General features: G+C 60.8%; 25 protein-coding genes, 1 tRNA gene and 1 pseudogene. 23 read left to right on the forward strand and 4 right to left on the reverse strand.

Annotated features, from left to right (window positions below; genetic code table 11):
• Positions 1–50: 50 nt before the first annotated feature.
• The 7 genes and pseudogenes from infA (at position 51) to H1S03_RS00730 (ending at position 4,067) form a co-directional block, all read left to right on the forward strand.
• Complete coding sequence (infA, locus tag H1S03_RS00700) at positions 51–269, forward strand: translation initiation factor IF-1 (protein ID WP_097927999.1); 219 nt, start codon at positions 51–53, stop codon at positions 267–269.
• A gap of 10 nt (positions 270–279) precedes the next feature.
• Positions 280–861 (forward strand): Maf family protein, encoded by a 582-nt coding sequence (locus tag H1S03_RS00705; RefSeq protein WP_185802714.1) that lies wholly within the window; start codon positions 280–282, stop codon positions 859–861.
• On the forward strand, positions 858–1,901 hold the full coding sequence (locus H1S03_RS00710) for a ribonuclease E/G (RefSeq protein ID WP_185802715.1): 1,044 nt from the start codon (positions 858–860) through the stop codon (positions 1,899–1,901). The genes H1S03_RS00705 and H1S03_RS00710 overlap by 4 nt, the downstream gene beginning before the upstream one ends.
• Positions 1,898–2,077, forward strand: coding sequence for a DNA gyrase inhibitor YacG (locus H1S03_RS00715; RefSeq protein WP_185802716.1), 180 nt, complete (start codon positions 1,898–1,900; stop codon positions 2,075–2,077). The genes H1S03_RS00710 and H1S03_RS00715 overlap by 4 nt, the downstream gene beginning before the upstream one ends.
• An 82-nt stretch (positions 2,078–2,159) precedes the next feature.
• A tRNA-Phe gene (locus H1S03_RS00720) sits at positions 2,160–2,234 on the forward strand.
• Positions 2,235–2,582: 348 nt separating this feature from the next.
• Positions 2,583–3,768 (forward strand): annotated as a pseudogene (gene kynU, locus H1S03_RS00725) (kynureninase).
• 62 nt (positions 3,769–3,830) lie between these two features.
• Positions 3,831–4,067 carry an Lrp/AsnC ligand binding domain-containing protein gene (locus H1S03_RS00730; RefSeq protein ID WP_166190256.1) on the forward strand — a complete coding sequence of 79 codons (237 nt, stop codon included), beginning with the start codon at positions 3,831–3,833 and terminating at the stop codon, positions 4,065–4,067.
• A gap of 13 nt (positions 4,068–4,080) precedes the next feature.
• On the opposite strand, the gene H1S03_RS00735 is transcribed toward H1S03_RS00730, so the two are convergent.
• Positions 4,081–5,319: an ROK family transcriptional regulator gene (locus H1S03_RS00735; RefSeq protein WP_185802717.1), complete on the reverse strand. Its 1,239-nt coding sequence runs from the start codon at positions 5,317–5,319 to the stop codon at positions 4,081–4,083.
• A gap of 193 nt (positions 5,320–5,512) precedes the next feature.
• On the opposite strand from H1S03_RS00735, the gene xylB reads away from it, so the two are divergent.
• From xylB to H1S03_RS00750, 3 genes are all read left to right on the forward strand, one after another.
• Complete coding sequence (gene xylB / locus H1S03_RS00740; protein WP_185802718.1) at positions 5,513–6,955, forward strand: xylulokinase; 1,443 nt, start codon at positions 5,513–5,515, stop codon at positions 6,953–6,955.
• Positions 6,952–8,253, forward strand: a complete 1,302-nt coding sequence (gene xylA / locus H1S03_RS00745) for a xylose isomerase (protein WP_185802719.1) — start codon at positions 6,952–6,954, stop codon at positions 8,251–8,253. Before xylB ends, xylA begins: the two co-directional genes overlap by 4 nt.
• Positions 8,254–8,319: 66 nt before the next feature.
• The gene (locus tag H1S03_RS00750; protein WP_185802720.1) at positions 8,320–8,739 is read left to right on the forward strand and encodes a GtrA family protein; all 420 of its coding nucleotides are present in this window, start codon (positions 8,320–8,322) and stop codon (positions 8,737–8,739) included.
• Here H1S03_RS00750 and H1S03_RS00755 read toward each other — a convergent pair.
• Together H1S03_RS00755 and H1S03_RS00760 are read right to left on the reverse strand one after the other, a co-directional pair.
• Positions 8,736–9,368: a flagellar hook capping FlgD N-terminal domain-containing protein gene (locus H1S03_RS00755; protein ID WP_185802721.1), complete on the reverse strand. Its 633-nt coding sequence runs from the start codon at positions 9,366–9,368 to the stop codon at positions 8,736–8,738. The two genes, H1S03_RS00750 and H1S03_RS00755, sit on opposite strands and share 4 nt — an antisense overlap.
• Positions 9,369–9,380: 12 nt before the next feature.
• Positions 9,381–10,484, reverse strand: coding sequence for a flagellar hook-length control protein FliK (locus H1S03_RS00760; protein WP_185802722.1), 1,104 nt, complete (start codon positions 10,482–10,484; stop codon positions 9,381–9,383).
• A 137-nt stretch (positions 10,485–10,621) separates the two neighbouring features.
• Here H1S03_RS00760 and H1S03_RS00765 point away from each other — a divergent pair, with 137 nt between their 5' ends.
• The 5 genes from H1S03_RS00765 (at position 10,622) to H1S03_RS00785 (ending at position 13,558) form a co-directional block, all read left to right on the forward strand.
• Positions 10,622–10,903 carry a rod-binding protein gene (locus tag H1S03_RS00765; protein WP_166190270.1) on the forward strand — a complete coding sequence of 94 codons (282 nt, stop codon included), beginning with the start codon at positions 10,622–10,624 and terminating at the stop codon, positions 10,901–10,903.
• A complete protein-coding gene (locus tag H1S03_RS00770) occupies positions 10,900–11,205 on the forward strand; it encodes a hypothetical protein (protein WP_221892549.1) in 306 nt (101 codons plus the stop codon). Before H1S03_RS00765 ends, H1S03_RS00770 begins: the two co-directional genes overlap by 4 nt.
• Positions 11,206–11,405: 200 nt before the next feature.
• The gene (locus H1S03_RS00775) at positions 11,406–12,650 is read left to right on the forward strand and encodes a flagellin N-terminal helical domain-containing protein (protein ID WP_185802724.1); all 1,245 of its coding nucleotides are present in this window, start codon (positions 11,406–11,408) and stop codon (positions 12,648–12,650) included.
• A 96-nt stretch (positions 12,651–12,746) separates the two neighbouring features.
• Positions 12,747–13,130 (forward strand): flagellar biosynthesis regulator FlaF, encoded by a 384-nt coding sequence (locus H1S03_RS00780; RefSeq protein WP_185802725.1) that lies wholly within the window; start codon positions 12,747–12,749, stop codon positions 13,128–13,130.
• The gene (locus H1S03_RS00785) at positions 13,127–13,558 is read left to right on the forward strand and encodes a flagellar biosynthesis repressor FlbT (protein WP_185802726.1); all 432 of its coding nucleotides are present in this window, start codon (positions 13,127–13,129) and stop codon (positions 13,556–13,558) included. Before H1S03_RS00780 ends, H1S03_RS00785 begins: the two co-directional genes overlap by 4 nt.
• Here the strand turns inward: H1S03_RS00785 and fliI are convergent.
• Positions 13,555–14,856, reverse strand: a complete 1,302-nt coding sequence (gene fliI, locus H1S03_RS00790; protein WP_185802727.1) for a flagellum-specific ATP synthase FliI — start codon at positions 14,854–14,856, stop codon at positions 13,555–13,557. The two genes, H1S03_RS00785 and fliI, sit on opposite strands and share 4 nt — an antisense overlap.
• An 85-nt stretch (positions 14,857–14,941) precedes the next feature.
• Here fliI and H1S03_RS00795 point away from each other — a divergent pair, with 85 nt between their 5' ends.
• From H1S03_RS00795 to flgH, 8 genes are read left to right on the forward strand one after another with little or no spacing between them, the layout of a single operon-like run.
• The gene (locus tag H1S03_RS00795; RefSeq protein ID WP_185802728.1) at positions 14,942–15,334 is read left to right on the forward strand and encodes a FlgB family protein; all 393 of its coding nucleotides are present in this window, start codon (positions 14,942–14,944) and stop codon (positions 15,332–15,334) included.
• Between the two features lie 15 nt (positions 15,335–15,349).
• Positions 15,350–15,739, forward strand: a complete 390-nt coding sequence (gene flgC / locus H1S03_RS00800; RefSeq protein WP_166190284.1) for a flagellar basal body rod protein FlgC — start codon at positions 15,350–15,352, stop codon at positions 15,737–15,739.
• Between the two features lie 11 nt (positions 15,740–15,750).
• On the forward strand, positions 15,751–16,035 hold the full coding sequence (gene fliE / locus H1S03_RS00805) for a flagellar hook-basal body complex protein FliE (RefSeq protein ID WP_166190286.1): 285 nt from the start codon (positions 15,751–15,753) through the stop codon (positions 16,033–16,035).
• Positions 16,032–16,298, forward strand: a complete 267-nt coding sequence (locus tag H1S03_RS00810; protein ID WP_166190289.1) for a flagellar biosynthetic protein FliQ — start codon at positions 16,032–16,034, stop codon at positions 16,296–16,298. The genes fliE and H1S03_RS00810 overlap by 4 nt, the downstream gene beginning before the upstream one ends.
• A gap of 3 nt (positions 16,299–16,301) precedes the next feature.
• Positions 16,302–17,027, forward strand: coding sequence for a flagellar hook-basal body complex protein (locus tag H1S03_RS00815; protein WP_185802729.1), 726 nt, complete (start codon positions 16,302–16,304; stop codon positions 17,025–17,027).
• Positions 17,028–17,042: 15 nt separating this feature from the next.
• Positions 17,043–17,828: a flagellar basal-body rod protein FlgG gene (gene flgG, locus H1S03_RS00820; protein ID WP_166190293.1), complete on the forward strand. Its 786-nt coding sequence runs from the start codon at positions 17,043–17,045 to the stop codon at positions 17,826–17,828.
• On the forward strand, positions 17,825–18,247 hold the full coding sequence (flgA, locus tag H1S03_RS00825; protein WP_249777759.1) for a flagellar basal body P-ring formation chaperone FlgA: 423 nt from the start codon (positions 17,825–17,827) through the stop codon (positions 18,245–18,247). Before flgG ends, flgA begins: the two co-directional genes overlap by 4 nt.
• Positions 18,244–18,969 carry a flagellar basal body L-ring protein FlgH gene (gene flgH / locus H1S03_RS00830; protein WP_185802730.1) on the forward strand — a complete coding sequence of 242 codons (726 nt, stop codon included), beginning with the start codon at positions 18,244–18,246 and terminating at the stop codon, positions 18,967–18,969. The genes flgA and flgH overlap by 4 nt, the downstream gene beginning before the upstream one ends.
• The last annotated feature ends 10 nt before the right edge of the window (positions 18,970–18,979 follow it).

Consider the following 18,979-nt stretch of genomic DNA (forward strand, 5'->3'; position numbering starts at 1 on the left):
GGCCTCGCGCAGGCAACCGCCTGCCCATGATTAACAACTCTGGAGTGAGCATGGCCAAAGAAGAGCTGCTTGAATTTCCCGGGGTCGTGATCGAACTTTTGCCGAACGCGACGTTTCGGGTGAAGCTCGAAAATGACCATGAGATCATTGCGCATACCGCAGGCAAGATGCGCAAGAACCGCATCCGCGTGCTGGCGGGCGACAAGGTTCAGGTCGAAATGACCCCCTATGACCTGACCAAGGGTCGGATCAATTACCGCTTCAAGTGATGGCGCCCCGATGCGCCTGACATTGGCGTCAGCCTCCCCGCGCCGGCGGGAGCTGCTGGCGCAGATCGGCGTCACACCTGACGCGATCATGCCCGCCGATATAGATGAGACCCCACAGCGTGGCGAACAACCGCGCCCCTATGCCCTGCGTCTAGCGCGGGAAAAGGCGGCGGCGGTGGATGTGCCGGGGCTGGTGCTGGCCGCGGATACGGTGGTCTCCGTGGGGCGTCGCATCCTCGGCAAACCCACCGATGCGGATGAGGCGGCGCGCTTTCTGACCCTGCTGGGCGGGCGTCGGCACCGCGTCATGACGGGTATCGCCTTGCGGCGTGCGGATGGCTTCGTTTCCGCGAAAACCGTAGAGACTTCCGTGAAGTTCAAGCGTTTGTCCGCCGCCGAACTGAACGCCTATATCGACAGTGGCGAATGGCAGGGCAAGGCGGGCGGATATGCCATTCAGGGAATCGGTGCCGCATTCGTGCCGTGGATCAGCGGCAGTTACACCAACGTGGTCGGCCTGCCTCTGACCGAGGTGGCGGGCCTTTTGAACGCGGCGGGATATCCGCTGAGCTATCAGGGGATTGCCGCATGAAGGGTCGCATTGTCGCCATCCAGCCCCGATCCGACGGCGCAGGCAATATTGCCGCCCTGATCGAGGATGGCCGGCTGGAGGATTTGCTGGTCGATCCGGCGGACGGCTCTGGCCTGCAACCCGGTGCGATCTGTCGCGGCGTGATGGAGCGTCCGCTCAAGGGGCAGGGCGCGGCAATCGTGCGCTTGCCCGACGGTCAGAAGGGCTGGTTGCGGGAGCCGAAGGGCATCTCTCCGGGCATGTCCATCCTCGTTCAGGTCTCCACCCACGCGGAACCCGGCAAGGCGATCCCGGTCACGCTGCGCCTGACCTTCAAGTCGCGCTACGCCATCGTCACTCCCGGCGCACCGGGCCTGAATGTCGCCCGCTCCATTCGGGATGAGGAAGAACGCGACCGGCTGGACCTGCTCGCGCGGGAGGGGATGCAGGGGGCCGAAGGGATCGGTCTGGTCCTGCGGACCTCGTGCGAGGGCGCATCGGATGAGGATATCGCCGCCGATATCGCGGATATGCGCCAACTGGCCGAGGCTGTTCTGGGCGATGAGGGCAAGGGCCCGGAATTGCTGGTGGACGCCCCGGATGTGGCCACACGGGCCTGGCGCGACTGGCCGCAGCCGGACATGGTGGCCGAAGGGCCGACCGCTTTCGACGATCACGGCGTCACGGATGTGTTGGAGGATCTGCGCGCGATCCGGGTCAACCTTGGCGGGGCTGCATGGATGGCTGTCGAGCCGACCTCGGCGCTGGTGGCGGTCGATGTGAACACGGGCGGCGATACCTCACCTGCCGCCGGGTTAAAGGCGAATTTGGCCGCGGTGGAGGCATTGCCACGCGCCTTGCGCCTTCGCGGTCTTGGGGGGCAGATCGTCGTCGATTGCGCGCCGATCTCCAAGAAACAGCGCCTGGATGTCGAGGCTGCGGCCCGCCGCGCCTTCAAGCGTGATACGGTCGATACCCAAGTGGTCGGCTGGACTCCTCTGGGCCATCTGGAGCTGCTGCGAAAGCGGGAGCGTCAACCCCTGCGGGAGGTAATGCCGTGAAGTGTCCGATATGCGGTCGCCCGCGCGACCAGAAATACCGTCCCTTCTGTTCGAAACGCTGTACCGACGTCGATTTGGCGCGCTGGCTGGACGGCAGCTATGCCATTCCCGACGAGGGGGCCGATACGGCGGAGAACACGCCCCCGACCCCGGTTTTTCGTGGGGACGATGTCTGATGCGGCAGCTTGTCAAAAAGCCTCTGGACACCCCGCTGGGCCTGTTCTAAACCCGCCTCACCCGAGGGAAACCTCACCCGATGCCCGGGTAGCTCAGGGGTAGAGCAGCGGATTGAAAATCCGCGTGTCGGTGGTTCAAATCCGCCCCCGGGCACCATTTCTTCATTTAGGCCTGTGAAATCCCCTAATACCCTTGATTTCGGCAGCATCCTGGAGGCTCAGGACGTGGGGGAATGCGCCGCGCTCACCACGTATGTGCCCGCCAGCTTCAGCAGACGGAACGCTGCAACGCCGTGCGGCGTGCCCATCAGCTGCGCAGGTGCGAGGACGTTGCCTAGTCTCAGCCTAACGATCGGAAGCGTCTTGTAAGGCAAGGTTTCAAAGTATCGATGAGTGGTAGGGGAAACTGCTATGATAATTCCAGCAACAAGACCAGAGCGGTCAGGCCCCTTGATCCTTCCCCTCCGTTGCGTGAAACACCTTCGTGTAGCGAGGGAGAGACGACGTGACCGATTTCGAGGCGACCAGGGCGATGTTCCACCTGCCGGACGGGGTGATCTATCTCGACGGAAATTCCCTTGGTCCCTTGCCGGTCGCCGCGCAGTCGCGGGTTGCGTCGATGATGCGCGACGAATGGGGCGATATGCTGATCACCGGCTGGAACCGGGCCGGATGGATGGCGCAGCCCATGGCGCTGGGTGACCGCATCGCACGCTTGATCGGAGCGGAGCCGGGTCACGTGGTTCTGGGCGATACCCTGTCGGTCAAGGTCTATCAGGCGCTTGCCTCCGCCTTGTGCATGACGGACCGGAAGGTGATCCTCAGCGACAGCGGCAATTTCCCCTCCGATCTCTACATGGCTGAGGGGCTGATCCGCATGTTGGGGCAGGGCCACGAATTGCGCGTCGTAGCCCCCGAGGAGGTCGAGGACGCGATAGACGAGACTATCGCCGTCACCCTGATCACCGAGGTGGATTATCGCACGGGTCGCAAGCATGACATGGCAGCCCTGACCGCCAGGGCGCAGGCGGCCGGGGTCCTCACCATCTGGGATCTGGCCCATTCTGCCGGTGCGCTGGCCGTGGATGTGGCGGGCGCCGGCGCGGATTTTGCCGTCGGCTGTACCTACAAATATCTCAACGGAGGGCCGGGGGCACCGGCGTTCATCTATGTCGCGCCGCGCCACGCGGATCAGGTCGTTCCCGCGCTGAGCGGCTGGTTGGGGCACGAGGCGCCGTTCGCCTTTGACCGGGATTATCGCCCGGCTGGTGGAATCGAGCGGATGCGGGTCGGCACCCCGTCGGTGATCCAGATGGCATCCCTCGACGCGGCGCTGGATATCTGGGACGGCGTCGATATGGAGGATTTGCGGGCCCGCTCCATCGCGCTGTGCGATCTGTTCATTGCCGAGGTCGAGGCGGCCACAGATCTCGTCCTCGCATCACCGCGGGACGGCGCAGCGCGGTTCGCAAGTCAGTTTTCGTCACGCCGAGGGATACGCCATCATGCAGGCCCTGATCGCAAGAGGCGTTGTCGGGGATTTTCGCGCGCCCGATATCCTGCGGTTCGGCTTTACCCCGTTGTATATCGGTGAGGCAGACGTGCGGCAGGCCGCGGCGATCCTGGCGGATGTTATGGACACCGCCTCCTGGGATCGCCCCGAATTTCACCGACGCCAAGCCGTGACGTGACGCGCCGCATTTGAGATGCTAGGCCTGAACCAAATCCGTGACGATACCTTGAGGATGACCCCATGAGCGCCGTTTTCGTACAGATCCGCTGCAAACCCGGTACGACCTATTCCGTCGCTGACGAATTGTATGAGCGAGAGATCGTGTCGGAACTGTACTCGACCTCGGGCGAATGGGATCTGCTGCTGAAGCTCTACCCACCCGAGGGTGCCGATATCGGGCACTGGATCAACGAGAACATCGCCAATATCGCGAATGTCGAACGGTCCATGACGACGCTGACCTTCAAGGCGTTCTGATCTCATCCTGCCTCTACGGGACCCGGACCTGCGGCGCAGTGTCCAGAATCGCGCCCGTGATATGATCCAGCGCGAAGGCGGCAGCGCCTTTGGCCCACAGCTGATCGTTCCATTTGTGCACGCGCAATTCCACCGGCCTGTCGCTTAGGTCGATCGAATTGGCCTCCATCATCTCGCTGACTTCGATGTCGTACAGATAGTCGTATTGTAGCTGCTCGCCCGACAGAATGATGAGGGCAGGATCGAAGATGTTGACGATATTCGCCAGCCCGATCCCGAACAAACGGCCCGCGCGGTGAAAGATCGACCTGGCGATGAGGTTGCCCGCCTTTGCCTCGTCAAAAAGGTTCTCAAGCCTGTCGTGATCCTGGGATGTATCGGCGGGGAGGGCCATCTCCGCCTCACGCAGCAGGGCGTAGTCGGCGAGGTAGGCCTCCAGACATCCGCGCTGCCCGCACCGGCACAATGCCCCGTCGGGCTGAATTTTCATGTGCCCAAACTCCACCCCGCGACCGCGCGTCCCGCGATACAGGCGGTTTGCGATGACGATGCCCATGCCCAGACCCTGTTCGATCGTCACCACGATAAAGTCGCGCTGCTCGCGCCCGACGCCGAACCACAGTTCCGCCAAGGCCAGAAGGTTCGCGTCGTTGTCGATTACCACCGGGCATTTCAGCGCGTCCTGTAGGCGTGCGCCGAGCGGAATCATCCGGCTGTCGAGGACGGGGGACCAATGCACCATCCCCTCCGCCGCGTTCACGAAACCCGGCAGGCCGACGCCGATGGCGGAGATATCGCTTCGGCTCAGATCGGCCTGGGTAAGGGCGCTGTCCAAAGCCCGCTCGATCAGCGCGAGGATTTCATCGGCACCGGCGTTTTGCAGCGGCTGCGATATCGCGGCTTCGGACAGTTGCCTGCCCTGAAAGTCGAGCAATACGAGTGTCGTGACGTTCGCGCCCAGTTTCAGCCCGGCGACGACATGCGCGTTCGGGCGTAGTTGAAGTTTGACACGGGGGCGCCCCCTTAGGGTTTCGGTCGAAATGGCCGCAGCTTCTTCGATCAGACCGCGCGCGATCAGGTCGGACGTGATTGCGGTCACGGTGGCTGGGCTGATCATTAGATCGCGGGCGATATCGATGCGCGCGATCTGCCCCTCGGCACGGATCTGCTGGAAAATCCGTGAGATCGCAGTTCCCTCATTCACGTTCCCCAGCGGTGCGCGGGGGCCGTATCCGTCACATGGATCGTTCATTTAATTCATGACCTTCATCAAATGCCGTATGGATATGGGAAGAATCTCGTCTAAATCGGGCGGTCATCTCGAAAATCCAGCCAGTTTATGAATGTATCACATGTTATAAATTTGACAGACAAATTAAATAGGCAAATGTTCGACCGCAGGATCACCTGTCGAATCGGCGAAGCAAAACAGTGGGAGCGGTATCATGTATCTGGGTCTGGACCTCGGCACCTCAGGCCTGAAAGGCGTCCTGATCGGGGATACGCAGGCTGTCATCGGGCACGCGACGGCCGCGCTCAGCGTTTCCCGGCCTCAATCGGGATGGTCCGAGCAAGAGCCGTCGCAATGGCTGCGTGCGGCGGAGGAGGTTCTCGACGCACTCGCCGCGAAACATGATTTGTCGGCAGTTAAAGGGATCGGTCTGTCAGGTCAGATGCATGGCGCAACCTTGCTGAACGACGCAGATGAGGTGTTGCGGCCCTGCATCCTGTGGAACGATACGCGGTCCCATGCCGAAGCTGCCGCCATGGACGCCGATCCCCGGTTTCGTGATCTGACGGGCAATATCGTGTTTCCGGGCTTTACCGCCCCGAAACTCGCCTGGATTCGGAAGCATGAGCCACAGATTTTTAATCGCGTTGCCAAGGTATTGCTGCCAAAGGATTATCTGCGGCTCTGGCTGACGGGGGAGCATGTCGCGGAAATGTCGGATGCGGCGGGAACCGGCTGGCTGAACACTGCAAAACGCGATTGGTCGGATGAACTGCTGCGCGCGACCGGGCTGGACCGCACCCGCATGCCGCGCCTGATCGAAGGGTCGGAAGTGTCAGGAACCCTGCGCCGCGAACTGTGCGCGCGGTGGGGGCTCAGCGCGGATACCGTTGTGGCCGGGGGTGGGGGTGACAATGCCGCCTCAGCCGTCGGAATGGGGGCCGTTCAGAACGGACAAGCGTTTCTGTCCCTCGGCACCTCGGGCGTGTTGTTTGCGGCGAATGACAGCTACTCACCCGATGCGGCCTCGGCCGTACACACGTTCTGTCATGCCTTGCCGGGTCGCTGGCACCAGATGGGCGTCATCCTGGCAGCGGGGGATGCGTTGAACTGGTTCGCGAAGGTCAGCGCAGCGAAGGCAGCGGATCTGACGTCGGCGCTTGGCAACGTGCAGGCCCCCGGACGCGCGATTTTTATGCCCTATCTGGGTGGGGAGCGTACACCCCATAACGATGCGCGCGTTCGCGGATCCTTCATCGGATTGGAACATGCTGCCGATCGAGCCGCTATGACCCGCGCAGTGCTGGAGGGGGTGGCATTCGCCTTTGCCGATTGTCGTGATGCCCTGATCGCAACGGGCACCACGCTGGAACGGGCGACTGCGGTGGGCGGCGGATCGTTGTCACCGCATTGGCTGCAAATCATGGCAAATGCGACGGGGCTGGCGCTCGACGTGCCGGTATCGGGGGATTTCGGGGGTGCCTTTGGTGCCGCGCGCCTCGGCATGATGGCGGCCGAACATGCGGGGGTGGAGATCGCGACGCCTCCGAACATTCATCATACGATCGAGCCGGATCCGGCACTCGCCTCGGCCTTCGCAGATGCGCATGCCCGTTATCGCGCCGCATCTGCCGCTATCAGGAGTCTGAGCATATGAGCTATTTCGATGGCATCGCCCCCATCGCGTTCGAGGGACCGGACAGCGCCAATCCTCTGGCCTTTCACCACTACGATCCGGATGAGGTCGTGCTGGGCAAACGGATGGAGGAGCATCTGCGCTTTGCCGTGGCCTATTGGCACAGCTTCGCCTGGGAGGGCGGGGATCCCTTCGGAGGACGCACTTTCGACCGGCCCTGGTTCGATGGCGGGATGGACGCCGCGCGAACCAAGGCGGATGCCGCCTTCGACATGTTTCGCATTCTGGGTGTGCCCTATTTCTGTTTTCACGATGCGGATATCCGGCCAGAGGGGGCGACCTTCGCGGAAAACTCCGACAACCTGAAGGCCATCGTCGATGTGTTTGAACAGAAGATGGCGCAAGGCGGTCCGAAACTTCTGTGGGGCACCGCCAATCTGTTTTCGCACCGCCGTTATATGAGCGGGGCCGCCACAAATCCCGACCCGGATGTCTTTGCCTTCGGAGCCGCCACGGTCAAGACCTGCCTGGATGCGACCCACCGTCTGGGCGGTGAGAACTACGTTCTGTGGGGAGGGCGCGAAGGGTATGAGACGCTGCTCAACACCGATCTGAAATCGGAGTTGGACCACCTCGCACGGCTTTTGCATCTGGTCGTGGATTACAAGCACAGGATCGGATTCAAGGGCACGATCCTGATCGAACCCAAGCCGCAGGAGCCGACCAAGCACCAGTACGATTACGACGTCGCAACGGTGTACGGCTTCCTCAAGACCTATGGATTGGAAGGAGAGGTCAAACTCAACCTTGAGCAGGGCCATGCGATTCTGGCGGGGCATTCGTTCGAGCATGAGATCGCGCTGGCGCAGGCACTGGGCGTCTTCGGCTCCATCGACATGAACCGCAATGATTATCAGTCCGGGTGGGACACGGACCAGTTTCCGAACAACGTGCCTGAGGTCGCACTGGCATATTATGAAATCCTCAAAGGGGGCGGTTTTGCCACCGGCGGCACGAACTTCGATGCGAAGCTGCGGCGGCAAAGTCTCGATCCGCAGGATCTGATCGCCGCGCATGTCGGCGGCATGGATATCTGCGCCCGAGGGTTCAAGGCGGCCGCGGCAATGTTGGAAGACGGCGGGTTGGAAGCAGCCCGCGTCGACCGCTACGCAGGTTGGAACGGCGCGGACGCGCAGCACATGCTGTATGACGCTACCCTTGAGGACATCGAAAGTCGGGTACTGAACGATGGTATCAATCCCGAACCGGTATCGGGTCGTCAGGAACAGTTGGAAAACTGGGTGAACCGCTTCGTGTGAAGCGGGTGGACAGCGCCCGCCACGGACGCGTAAGCAATCCCCCTATTCGTCCGTTCGGGGGGGGACATGAGTTCCAGGAGCAGAAGAAGGAAGGTTCTGACCCAGCGTGAGATCTGGCGCCTTGTCCGGTTTCTGACCGTGGGCGCTGCGGTGGCGTTGACCTATTCGCTCTTGTTCACGGGATTGCGAACGACGGGAGCGAACTTGTGGGAGTCCAATGGAGTCGCGCATGTCGGTTCCGTCACTGTGCAATATGTCGCGCACACTCTCTGGACGTTCCGCAGCAGGCTGCTCGACCATCGCCAGCAGGCGCGTTTTGTCGGCGTCATCCTGTTCGGTTTCGGGTTCAGCTTCGCAGTTACCACAACGATCTCTCCCACAATGGGGTGGCCGGATTGGGTTTCGGTTCTGTTGGTCGTCTTTCTGCTGCCCGTCTTCAATTATGCATTGTACAGATTCTGGGTGTTTCCGCAGCGAACCCGTTAGTTTCGAATCGATGCGACGGCATCGGCATCTATGCTGCGACCGTCCTCCAATTTCAGGACCGGACCCGACGCAGTCATCCGAGCCTCTTCAACCCGTGAGTGGACGAAGGGTTGTGCCAGCAATCTGTCACCGTTGGCCACCGCGCTTCGCAATTCAAAATCATACAAGCCGTGCGGCAAGTCCCGACCCGTTGCCAGGGTGCCGCTCCATGCTCCGCCGGAATATGCTTGATCCGCTACGATGTCGCCCATCGCGTCGCGCACAACCAGACGCGCCCCGGCTGGCGGCGGCGCATCAAAGTTCAGTTCCACCGGCGCGCCCGAATAATGTGCCTGTCCCAGAACCGACACCGATTTTCCCAGCCACGCCGCAAGTCCGTTCGTGTCGTTCGCCGTCAACGCCGCCGTCAGGTTGTCGAGCTTGGTGTTTGTCTCGATCTGCTGCTCGACGGAGGTGAATGTGGCAAGTTGTTCCACGAACTGTGTCGATTCCATGGGATTAAGGGGGTCCTGGTTCCGCATCTGCGTGGTCAGCAGAGTTAGAAACGTCTCGAAATCCGTTGTCGGGGAGGATTGCGCGGGCGTGGCCGCGCCAGCGGATGCAGGTTGTGCCGTTCCAGAAATTTCCATATCGATTCCTTGTCAAAGCCTCATGTCCAGCCGATCGCTGATCGGGGTCAGACCGATCTCGACCGTATCGAAGGCGTTATCTTCCAGAGTGCTATCGAAGGCGGGATTTTGATCGGCATCCCCGCCTTGGCCGAAGGTCATTTGCGCACTGTCGAAACCCTGAGCCAACAGATCGCTGGTCAGAGAATCGGCATAGCGACGCAGCAGATCCAGCACCTCCGGCCTGTCGGGGGAAAGGTGCGCGGTCACATGTCCGTCGATGATTTCAAGCGAGATCCGCACGCGCCCCAGTTCGGCAGGGTCCAGCCGCAATTCCGTTTGCGTCCCATCCCGCGCGAGGGTCACGATTGCCATCTGCCCTCTGATCTGGGCGAGGGTGGCATCGGTTCCTGTCGCTACGGCCTGTAGAGCCACAGCCGGCATGGGCCGCTCCACCGGTCCACGTGACAGTGAACTGGTGCCGATCGCGCTCGACACCTGCGCCTCGAGTTCGAGGTCGGATATATCGGGACCGGACTTTTCCGGCGAACCCTGTATAGGTGGCGGCGGAACCGGTATCGAGGCAGCAGGTGTCGTGCCGTATGCCGTGACGGGAGCAGCGCGGCCATTCGTGAGCCTGTCTGCGCCGCCAGCTGTCTGTGCAATATCTGGCGCACGTCGTGGCGATTCGCTGGAAAATTCGTCAACCTCAAGTCCGGCATGGGGCGCCGTACTTTCAGCGGTTTGAGGCATAAACGTGCGATTTGCCGGTTGGTTTATGGCAACGCGCGATTTTTCAAACTGCTGATTTACAAGTGTGCGATTCTGCGGATGCGGGATCGAAGCATCAATCTGGCGCGGTACCTGCGGTGCCACGAATTCAGCCACTAAAGGATCGGCTTCTTCGACTGGCAAGGCACGGTCACCGGGCGAATCGTCTGAAATCCGCTGCGGATCGGCATCTTCGGTCATGATCGGAATGTCTGGAGCATCAGGAAATACCGCGACAGCGACTTCATCGTCGAGCACCATACGCGTCTCTTCGACCACCGCGATCTTATCGAACGAATCAGCGCGAACCACAGTGGCGAACTCGTTTGGCGGCGAAGCCTCACCCTCCTTCGCGATCTGCCCCATAAGGGCGCGCGCCGCATTTTCGATACTCGCAAGATGCACAGCCGTCTCCTCAATACCGGATCATAGGGCCTACGAATTCTTACGATTTCTTTACTTCCATCCCACAAAAAGGCGGCATCCAGAATGGAGAGAAAGAAATGCTGTCAGAAATTACACTGCATGATTCTGCCGTACCCAGGGTTCAGGAGGCGGCCTTGCGCCGCACCGCCGTCGAATTCGAGGCTTCGTTCCTAGCTGAAATGTTGAGCCATAGCGGTTTCGGCGCGGCGCGGACTGAACAGGGCGGTGGAGCGGGGGAGGACGCCTTCGCCTCCCTGCTTGCCAGAGAGCACGCCAAGGTTTTCGCCCAGAAGGGGGGAATCGGGTTGGCCGACCGAATATTCGAAAGCCTGGTGCAAAGTTCGGAGGCGGTCCGATGAGGGCCCGCGTCGTGAGGCGCATAAACGAGGCCATCATCCGCCAGCGCGAGGCGATCATAGCGGGGGATTACCCCGATCCCGAGGTGATAGAGCGTATCGGCCCCATGCTCAAAAAACTGTCTGAACGCGAACTGGCCCCCATCAGTGAGGCGTTGAGCCGCAACCTCGAATTGCTAGGAATTGCGCGGGACGCCGTTGCCGAAATGCGCGCGCCCCCCTCCGCCACCGGGTTGCGCACATATACGGCGCAAGGGAACTTGCGGCCCCCGACTGAGGCGGCCGAAGTTCTCATCAAACGGTAACCCATTGTTAACGATACTAAGTCCGCCGCATTTACTCCTTGTTAGGATGCGGCGGGCCAGATGGTCATGCGATCCAAGGAGATCGGCGCGGTTCCAACCGGAATGGAGGGACCGCTTTCGTCAGAATGACGTTCAGGGTCGGTTCTACGGCCATTTTCTCAAAGCCGGTGCTGAATGCACCGCACATGGAGTTAAAAGATATGTCCAGCATTCTGACGAACAATGGCGCAATGGTTGCGCTCAGCACACTTCGCAACATCAGCTCGGGTCTGGCGGAAACGCAAAAGGAAATTTCGACAGGTCTCAAGATCAGCTCCGCCGCTGACAATGCCGCAGTCTGGTCGATCTCGCAGGTCATGCGATCCGATGCCGATGGTTTCGGCGCGATTTCCGAAAGCCTGTCGCTCGGCAATTCCACGGTCGCCGTCGCCCGCAAGGCATCGGAATCAATCACGGAACTGCTGGGCAACATCAAGACTCAGGTTATCGCAGCGCAGGAATCCGGCAACGACAAAACGAAGATCCAAAGCGAGATTTCCGCCCTGCGCGATCAGGTCAGTTCAATCGTCGGCGCCGCGCAGTTCAAGGGGGTAAATCTTCTTCAGGGAAGTCAGGCGATTACGGTCCTGTCCTCCCTCGACCGTACGGCCGACGGCAGTGTCAGCGCCTCGCGTATCACGGTGAACCGCAACGACCTTTCCGTGACTGAGGAAACCGCAGGCACCACGGCGGTCGCTGCGGGCGCATTGATGACCGGAACACGTACAGGGTCGGCAGTCGCCGGAAACGCCGCCGATCCAGACGCGGTTGTCAGCTTCACCTCAGGTGGCGTGGAACTGGGTGCAACCTATACCATTACACTGACTGGCACGGGTGCGGCCGGATCCGATACTTCCGGCGAACAGACGTTCACCTATGTTGCGGGGGAAAGCGATACGGAACTCAGCGTTTCGACTGCCCTCAAGGATCAGATGGATACCTATATATCCGACAACAGCCTGACCAACATCTCCACCTCCCAGGATGGGGCGACGGGTGCACTGACGGTCGCATTGGCCGGTGGCGCTGGTACTGACAGCATTGATGTTGGCTTTACGGAGTTTACAGGCGGTACGGTCGATGGCGGTCTGTCGGCACTGGCCGGGATGGATGTGACAACGGAGGAAGGCGCTGCTCAGGCGCTGACCGATGTGGAATCACTGATCAACACCGCAATTGATGCGGCCGCTTCGTTCGGCTCCACTCAGGGGCGGATTTCCACCCAGTCCGACTTCGTGTCCAGCCTGACTGACTCGCTGATGTCCGGGGTGGGTTCGCTCGTCGATGCGAACATGGAAGCGGCGTCCGCCCGTCTGCAATCGTTGCAGGTTCAACAGCAGTTGGGCATTCAGTCGCTGTCAATCGCGAACCAGTCGCCGCAGTCGATCCTTTCGCTCTTCCGTTAAGGAGAACTCATCCGGGCCGGTGAAGCGCGGCCCGGATGAACCACGGCTGTCATGAGGGATCGAACTACACCGATCGAGCGGTAAGGAATTCAGGAAATGAATATTCGGGTGGCCCAGAACGGGTATGGGACTGCGCAACGAAATGTCGGCACACCGCGCGCGGTGGAGATAGACGTTCTGGCGCAAATCACGAGAACGCTGCGTGCGGCGGAGGCGGCGAGAGATACGGAATACGCGGCCTTTGTCGATGCACTGCAAGCGAATGCAGAACTGTGGCGAATTTTCGCTCAGGATTTAAGCGATACCGGCAATGGTCTGCCCCTGGAATTGCGTCGGGGTCTTTTTGCCTTGGCGGGCTTTGTGCACGATGAAACCAATCGGATATTGTTGAACGGCACCACCTCCGAGGAGCTTTGCGCGATCAATCACGATATTCTGACAGGCCTTAGACAATCCAACCCGGTCGAGGCGGGTTTATGAGCGGCCTGGTTCTGAAGTTACGACCGGCGGAGCGCGTACTGATCAACGGGGTCGTGATAGAAAATGGGGATCGACGTTCCCGATTGAATATCCTGACGCCCAACGCGAATATCCTGAGGCTTCGCGACGCCATTCATCCCTCCGAAGCATCCACCCCGGTCACACGAGTCTGCTATCTCGCGCAGCTGATCCTAGCCGGTGAAGCTGATGAGGAGAAGGGCCGGGCTCAACTTCTGGATGGGCTGGGACAACTGGCTTTCGTTTTCAACGATGGCTCGGCCCACGATATTCTGATGGAGGCCACGGCCCACGCCAAGGCCAGTATGATCTATCAATGCCTGCGTGCGTTGAAGTCGCTGCGCACGATCGAAGTCACGTTGTTCGCGAAAAGCGATGTGGGTCGGGTTCCACAACCCACTGACGCTTAACCTGATCGCGCGATCAGCGCGGTCAATCGCGCGAAGGACAGGGTCGCATCGGGCAAGTCCCGGGCGGCCCACATCGCGTCGATCTTCGCGGCTGCTCTCAGAATACGATCCGCTTCCGGATCCGCACCCTCTGAGGACAGTCCGGCGTCTCTCAGCGGAGCGATCCGGGCGGCTGCGGTCAAGGTTTCGCGCACGGTGGCGATGGTCTCATTCTCCGTCTTCGTCGCGGCTTGCGGCAGAGAGCGGGAGACTGACTTCAGAACATCTATCGCGGGGAAGCGACCGCGCTCTGCAATGTCACGGTCCAGAACGATATGCCCGTCGAGCATCCCACGTACCATATCCGCAAGTGGTTCGTCCATGTCGGAGCCGGCTACCAGAATGGACAGCACTGCCGTGATGTCCCCTTCCGAGATGGCACCGGGGCCGAGGCGTTCCATCATCCTGGCGAGATCTTGCGCCGTATTGGCGGGGAACCCGACACTGACCATACGCCCGCTTTGCGCAGCTTCGATCTGTCGATGCGCCTCCGCCCAACGGGTGAGGGAGTCCATCAACACCAGCACATGTCGTCCCTCACGTTTGAAGTGTTCAGCGATATCTATGGCGGTCAGCGCCGCGCGTCTGCGTTCGAGGGCGGAACAGTCAGCCGTAGCGGCAACGCAAATCGACCTGGCGCGCGTCTCGGGGTCCATCACATCGCGCAGGAAGCTGGCGAGTTCGTGCCCCCTTTCCCCGATCATGGCAAAGACGATGACATCAGCTTGTATACCCCGCGCCAGAGAGTTCAGCAGACTGGTTTTTCCGACGCCCGATCCGGCAAAGAGCCCCACTCTTTGCCCGCGGACGATCGGAAGCATGGTGTCGATCGCGGGTTCGCCCGTATCCAGCCGGTCGCCCAGACCGCGTCGTGCCAGCACGTTTCGCTGTGGTGCCGACGGATTTCGCGTTACCCGAACGTTCAACGGCCGTCCGTCGAGGGGGTCGCCAAACGCATTGACGATTCTGCCCAGCCAGCGCGAATCGGGGCGCAGTGACCCGGACGCTTCCTTCCAAAGCAGCAATCCCGGCGACAACTCCGCCACGCTGCCGAAGGGAATCAGTCTGATTTCACCCGGGGAAACTGCGGTAATTTCGGCCCGGGTTCCTCCCTCGATCATGCACAGATCGCCAACACCGACGTGCTGATCCAGTCCCGAAGCGATCAAAAGTCCTTCTTCTATGCGCTTCAGCGTCCCCATACGCACCTTTTGGGGGATTTCGCGGATCATTCGCGACATTTCTGCAAACTGGGCCATGGGCGATCCTCTTCGGTCCTTTGATTACCCTTTGTTCACTTCCGAAGGTAAAGCCGAGGTTGAAGAGTATAGGGAGAAGCCCTGAATGATCGAAAACAACTCACTTTTATCCATGGCGGCATCTGCCTCGCGGCATGCAGCGGTGCGTCAGACTGTGATCGCGCAGAACATCGCAAACGCCGATACACCCGGATTCGTCGCGCAGGACGTCGTTTCATTCTCTCAATTCGTGTCAGGTGGCACGGAGGGATTTGATATACGCCATACCAGGGCAGGCCACTTGGCAGGGTCTGAGGGTATCGAAGGCAGACTGCTGATCGACAGTTCGGCACAGGGCGCGACCACTCCCGACGGGAACTCGGTTTCGATCGAGGATCAGATGGTACGGGCCGCCGATGCCCGGCGACAGCACGATCTGGCGCTGACGCTCTATCGCAAATCACTGGATTTGATCCGCATCGGCCTGGGCCGTGGATGATAAGGGAGAAACCCGATGAGCGATCTGCTGTCTTCAATGCAAAGTTCCGTCAGCGGGATGACCGCGCAATCCATGCGTTTGCGCGTCAGTTCCGAGAATATCGCGAACTCCGATACGCCCGGCTATCATGGCAAGATCGTGCGGTTTGCACAGGTTGCCGCTGGCGACGGCACCTCGCGTGTGGTCAGCGGACCACCCGAGCTCAGCAATGCGTCCTTGGAGCGCATCTATGCGCCCGGCCATCCCCTGGCCGATGCCGAGGGGTATTATGACGGGTCCAACGTCAATTTGATGGTTGAAATCGCCGACGCGCGTGAGGCGCAGCGAAGCTATGAGGCCAATCTGAAAATGTTCGATCAGGCGCGTGCGATGTCATCCTCGCTGCTCGATCTGCTGCGCCGTTAAGGAGGCTCGATATGGATATTCAATCTGCACTCGCCGGAAAGGCATACGGACTTTCGCGTCAGATCGCGGTGGAACCTCAGTCCCAGACGGGCGCCGCCTTCGCTGAGGTCGCGGCAGACATGGTCTCGGATCTGCAAGCGACGGAAAAGGCGGCAAGCGGCGCGTTGACCGGAACCGTCGATCCCCACGCGATGGTGCAGGCATTGGCCGAAACGGAACTCGCGATCGAAACCGCTGTCACTTTGCGGGACAAGGTGGTGGAGGCCTATCAGGAAATTCTGAGGATGCCGGTATGACGGAGGGTGAGCTGCTCGATCTGTTGCGGGAGGCCTTGTGGGCCGCGCTGATCGTGGCCTTGCCCGTGCTGGCCGTGGCGCTGACGATCGGCCTCGTGATCGGATTGCTTCAGGCGCTGACATCCATTCAGGAAATGACACTGACATTCGTACCGAAACTGGCGGGGATTCTGGCAGTGTTCTGGATCACGATGGATTTTTCCGGGCGTGTTCTTCTCGTTTTCTGGGACAAGAGCGTTCTGCCTGCCATAGCGGGGTCATAAGCCATGGATGTAGCAGGAACCGTCGCACTCTCACGCCAGTCCGGGCTTGACCGGGAAATGCGCGTGATTGCCAACAATCTCGCGAATATGTCTACCCCCGGCTACCGCCGTGAAGGGGTCGTTTTTTCCGAAAGTGTGAAGACCGCGCAAGGTGAGGCGGACAGCATTTCGATGTCTTCGCTGAATACGCGCTATTCCGACGTCGCAGCCGGGGCAATGCGCTCGACCGGGGGTGCCCTGGATCTGGCGATTGATGGAGAGGGCTTCTTTCAGGTCGAGGGGCCAACCGGCGCGCGCCTCACCCGTGCCGGCGCGTTCATGAAGGATGCGAACGGACAGATGATAAATGCCGCAGGTGAGTTCCTGCTCGACGGGGGCGGAGCGCCGATTCTGCTGCCGCCGGGCAGTATAGATGTCGAAATCTCCGCCGATGGAACGGTGACGGCCGGCGGCGATCCGGTCGCGCAGCTTGGCCTGTTCGTTGCCGCCGAGGGTGCCAGCTTCGAGCGGGAGGACGGCGTCCGTTTTCGCTCCGACCAACCGTTCGAACCGGCTCCGGATGCGCGGATCATGCAAGGGCAACTCGAGGACGCGAATGTCAGCGCGGTTGGGGAGATGACCCGGATGATCGAGGTTCAGCGCGCCTATGAATTCAGTCAGGCCCTGCAGGAACGTGAAGATGAACGTCAACGCGCGGTCGTACGAACCCTCGGGCAAGCCCCTCAATAATATAGGAGAACGCAGATGAGAGCATTATCCATTGCGGCGACGGGTATGGACGCCCAGCAAATGCGGGTCGAGGTCATATCCAACAACCTCGCGAACATGAGCACGACGGCCTATAATGCACGTCGCGCTGAATTTTCCGATCTTCACTATCAACAGGTCAGCCGCGCGGGCACCATCAATGCCGCGGACGGAACTGTGCTGCCCACAGGTGTTCAACTTGGCCTCGGGGTTCGCGCCTCCGCCGTGACGATGCATGTCGAGCAGGGCTCGCTTCGCGCCACTGGGGGTGAGCTGGATATTGCGATCGAGGGCGGCGGATATCTGGAGGTGGAGCTGCCGACCGGGCAACAGGCCTATACCCGTGACGGTGCTCTGAAACGCAGCGGCGAGGGGCAGATCGTTACGTCCGACGGCTTCGCTGTCATCCCGGAAATCACGATTCCAGACGATGCCCGAAGCATTTCGATCAACGCTCAGGGTGAGGTCTATGCCTATTTCAGCGATCAGGTTCAGCCTCAGTTGATGGGGCAGCTTACGCTCGCTGATTTCACCAACGTCAAGGGGTTGGAGGCATTGGGCGGAAACCTGTTCGCCGAAACCGAGGCTTCGGGCGGGGCCGTGGTCGGCAGTCCCGGCGACACGGGATTCGGCACGATGCGTCAGGGCTATCTGGAGGACAGCTCCGTCGATGCGGTGCGGGAAATGACCGAGCTGATCGAGGCGCAGCGTGGCTACGAATTGAATGCGAAGGTCATCACGGCTGCGGATCAGATGCTCGCTGCGACGACACAAATCCGATGAGTAGAGCAGGTATCTTGATGCTCGCCCTGGCGTTCGGCGTGCCGAGCTTCGCGCAATCGATTGTTCCAATCCGTGCGATCCGCGCCGAACAGGTCGTGCGCCCCTCGGATATATCGGCCGCGCGCGACAGTTGGCCCGGGGCGATTTCGCAGCTGGAGGATGCGATCGGACGTGAGGCGCGGGTGACCTTGTATCCCGGCCGCCCGATCCTGCAGGGCGATCTTGCTGAACGGGCTGTCGTGGATCGCAATCAGATCGTCCTGCTGAATTACTCGACCGGCGGTCTGGCAATCATAGCGGAGGGGCGCGCACTTTCTCGCGGCCGTCCCGGCGAACGTATTCGCGCCATGAATGTCGCGTCCCGAATGACGATCTGGGGCACGGTGCAGGCTGATGGCACCCTGGAGGTTTCACAATGAAGCGATCACTCGCGATACTGGCTCTGCTGGCGGGATGCGCTTCATCCGATATCGGACGGCCACCGACAGTCACGCCGATCGATGCACCGGAAAACCAGATCATTGCCGCGGTAAGCCCGGAAAGGCTGGCCCTCAGCCAGGCCGCCCTTGCCCGGGCCGAACCCCTGACATCCGATGGGTCGCTTTGGCGGTCTGGCCCGACCAGCCTGTTCGGCGATCGCCGTGCCCGCGTGCTGGGTGACATTCTGACCGTCGTTATCGAAATCGATGAGCAGGCCGAGATCACGAATGCGACGGATCGATCCCGTTCAGGGCAGGAGGGGATGAGCGTCAGCTCCTTGTTCGGTTTGCCTGAAAGCCTTGCCAATCGTGGTGTTGGGCTGGACCCCGGGGTCGCTGCGAACTCCAGCTCCGGCTCTTCCGGCTCCGGAACCACGCGCCGGCAGGAGGAAATCGCCCTGCGGGTTGCGGCGACCGTGGTGGACATCCTGCCGAACGGTCATTTGGTGGTACTGGGCAGTCAGGAAGTCCGCGTGAATTTCGAGCTGCGTGATCTGCAGGTCGCCGGGATCGTACGACCCGAGGATATCTCGCGTCGCAACGAGATTACATATGACAAGATCGCCGGCGCGCGCATCATTTATGGCGGGCGGGGTCAGATCACGGACGTTCAGCAGCCGCGCTATGGTCAACAGATGCTGGAACGCGTCCTGCCATTTTAGGGGAAGAACC

Origin of the sequence: Pontivivens nitratireducens (genome assembly GCF_014235845.1) — a bacterium.
Classification (GTDB): Bacteria; Pseudomonadota; Alphaproteobacteria; order Rhodobacterales; family Rhodobacteraceae; genus Pontivivens; species Pontivivens nitratireducens.

Coding starts and splice junctions, on each gene's coding strand:
- H1S03_RS00750 (WP_185802720.1), top strand. CDS start 8,320: ATGAGTTCCAGGAGCAGAAGAAGGAAGGTTCTGACCCAGCGTGAGATC.
- xylA (WP_185802719.1), top strand. CDS start 6,952: ATGAGCTATTTCGATGGCATCGCCCCCATCGCGTTCGAGGGACCGGAC.
- flgA (WP_249777759.1), top strand. CDS start 17,825: ATGAGTAGAGCAGGTATCTTGATGCTCGCCCTGGCGTTCGGCGTGCCG.
- H1S03_RS00770 (WP_221892549.1), top strand. CDS start 10,900: ATGAGGGCCCGCGTCGTGAGGCGCATAAACGAGGCCATCATCCGCCAG.
- H1S03_RS00815 (WP_185802729.1), top strand. CDS start 16,302: ATGGATGTAGCAGGAACCGTCGCACTCTCACGCCAGTCCGGGCTTGAC.
- H1S03_RS00730 (WP_166190256.1), top strand. CDS start 3,831: ATGAGCGCCGTTTTCGTACAGATCCGCTGCAAACCCGGTACGACCTAT.
- H1S03_RS00710 (WP_185802715.1), top strand. CDS start 858: ATGAAGGGTCGCATTGTCGCCATCCAGCCCCGATCCGACGGCGCAGGC.
- H1S03_RS00795 (WP_185802728.1), top strand. CDS start 14,942: ATGATCGAAAACAACTCACTTTTATCCATGGCGGCATCTGCCTCGCGG.
- H1S03_RS00785 (WP_185802726.1), top strand. CDS start 13,127: ATGAGCGGCCTGGTTCTGAAGTTACGACCGGCGGAGCGCGTACTGATC.
- H1S03_RS00810 (WP_166190289.1), top strand. CDS start 16,032: ATGACGGAGGGTGAGCTGCTCGATCTGTTGCGGGAGGCCTTGTGGGCC.
- infA (WP_097927999.1), top strand. CDS start 51: ATGGCCAAAGAAGAGCTGCTTGAATTTCCCGGGGTCGTGATCGAACTT.
- H1S03_RS00705 (WP_185802714.1), top strand. CDS start 280: ATGCGCCTGACATTGGCGTCAGCCTCCCCGCGCCGGCGGGAGCTGCTG.
- H1S03_RS00780 (WP_185802725.1), top strand. CDS start 12,747: ATGAATATTCGGGTGGCCCAGAACGGGTATGGGACTGCGCAACGAAAT.
- H1S03_RS00735 (WP_185802717.1), bottom strand. CDS start 5,319: ATGAACGATCCATGTGACGGATACGGCCCCCGCGCACCGCTGGGGAAC.
- H1S03_RS00765 (WP_166190270.1), top strand. CDS start 10,622: ATGCTGTCAGAAATTACACTGCATGATTCTGCCGTACCCAGGGTTCAG.
- fliI (WP_185802727.1), bottom strand. CDS start 14,856: ATGGCCCAGTTTGCAGAAATGTCGCGAATGATCCGCGAAATCCCCCAA.
- flgC (WP_166190284.1), top strand. CDS start 15,350: ATGAGCGATCTGCTGTCTTCAATGCAAAGTTCCGTCAGCGGGATGACC.
- xylB (WP_185802718.1), top strand. CDS start 5,513: ATGTATCTGGGTCTGGACCTCGGCACCTCAGGCCTGAAAGGCGTCCTG.
- fliE (WP_166190286.1), top strand. CDS start 15,751: ATGGATATTCAATCTGCACTCGCCGGAAAGGCATACGGACTTTCGCGT.
- flgH (WP_185802730.1), top strand. CDS start 18,244: ATGAAGCGATCACTCGCGATACTGGCTCTGCTGGCGGGATGCGCTTCA.
- flgG (WP_166190293.1), top strand. CDS start 17,043: ATGAGAGCATTATCCATTGCGGCGACGGGTATGGACGCCCAGCAAATG.
- H1S03_RS00775 (WP_185802724.1), top strand. CDS start 11,406: ATGTCCAGCATTCTGACGAACAATGGCGCAATGGTTGCGCTCAGCACA.
- H1S03_RS00760 (WP_185802722.1), bottom strand. CDS start 10,484: ATGGGGCAGATCGCGAAGGAGGGTGAGGCTTCGCCGCCAAACGAGTTC.
- H1S03_RS00755 (WP_185802721.1), bottom strand. CDS start 9,368: ATGGAAATTTCTGGAACGGCACAACCTGCATCCGCTGGCGCGGCCACG.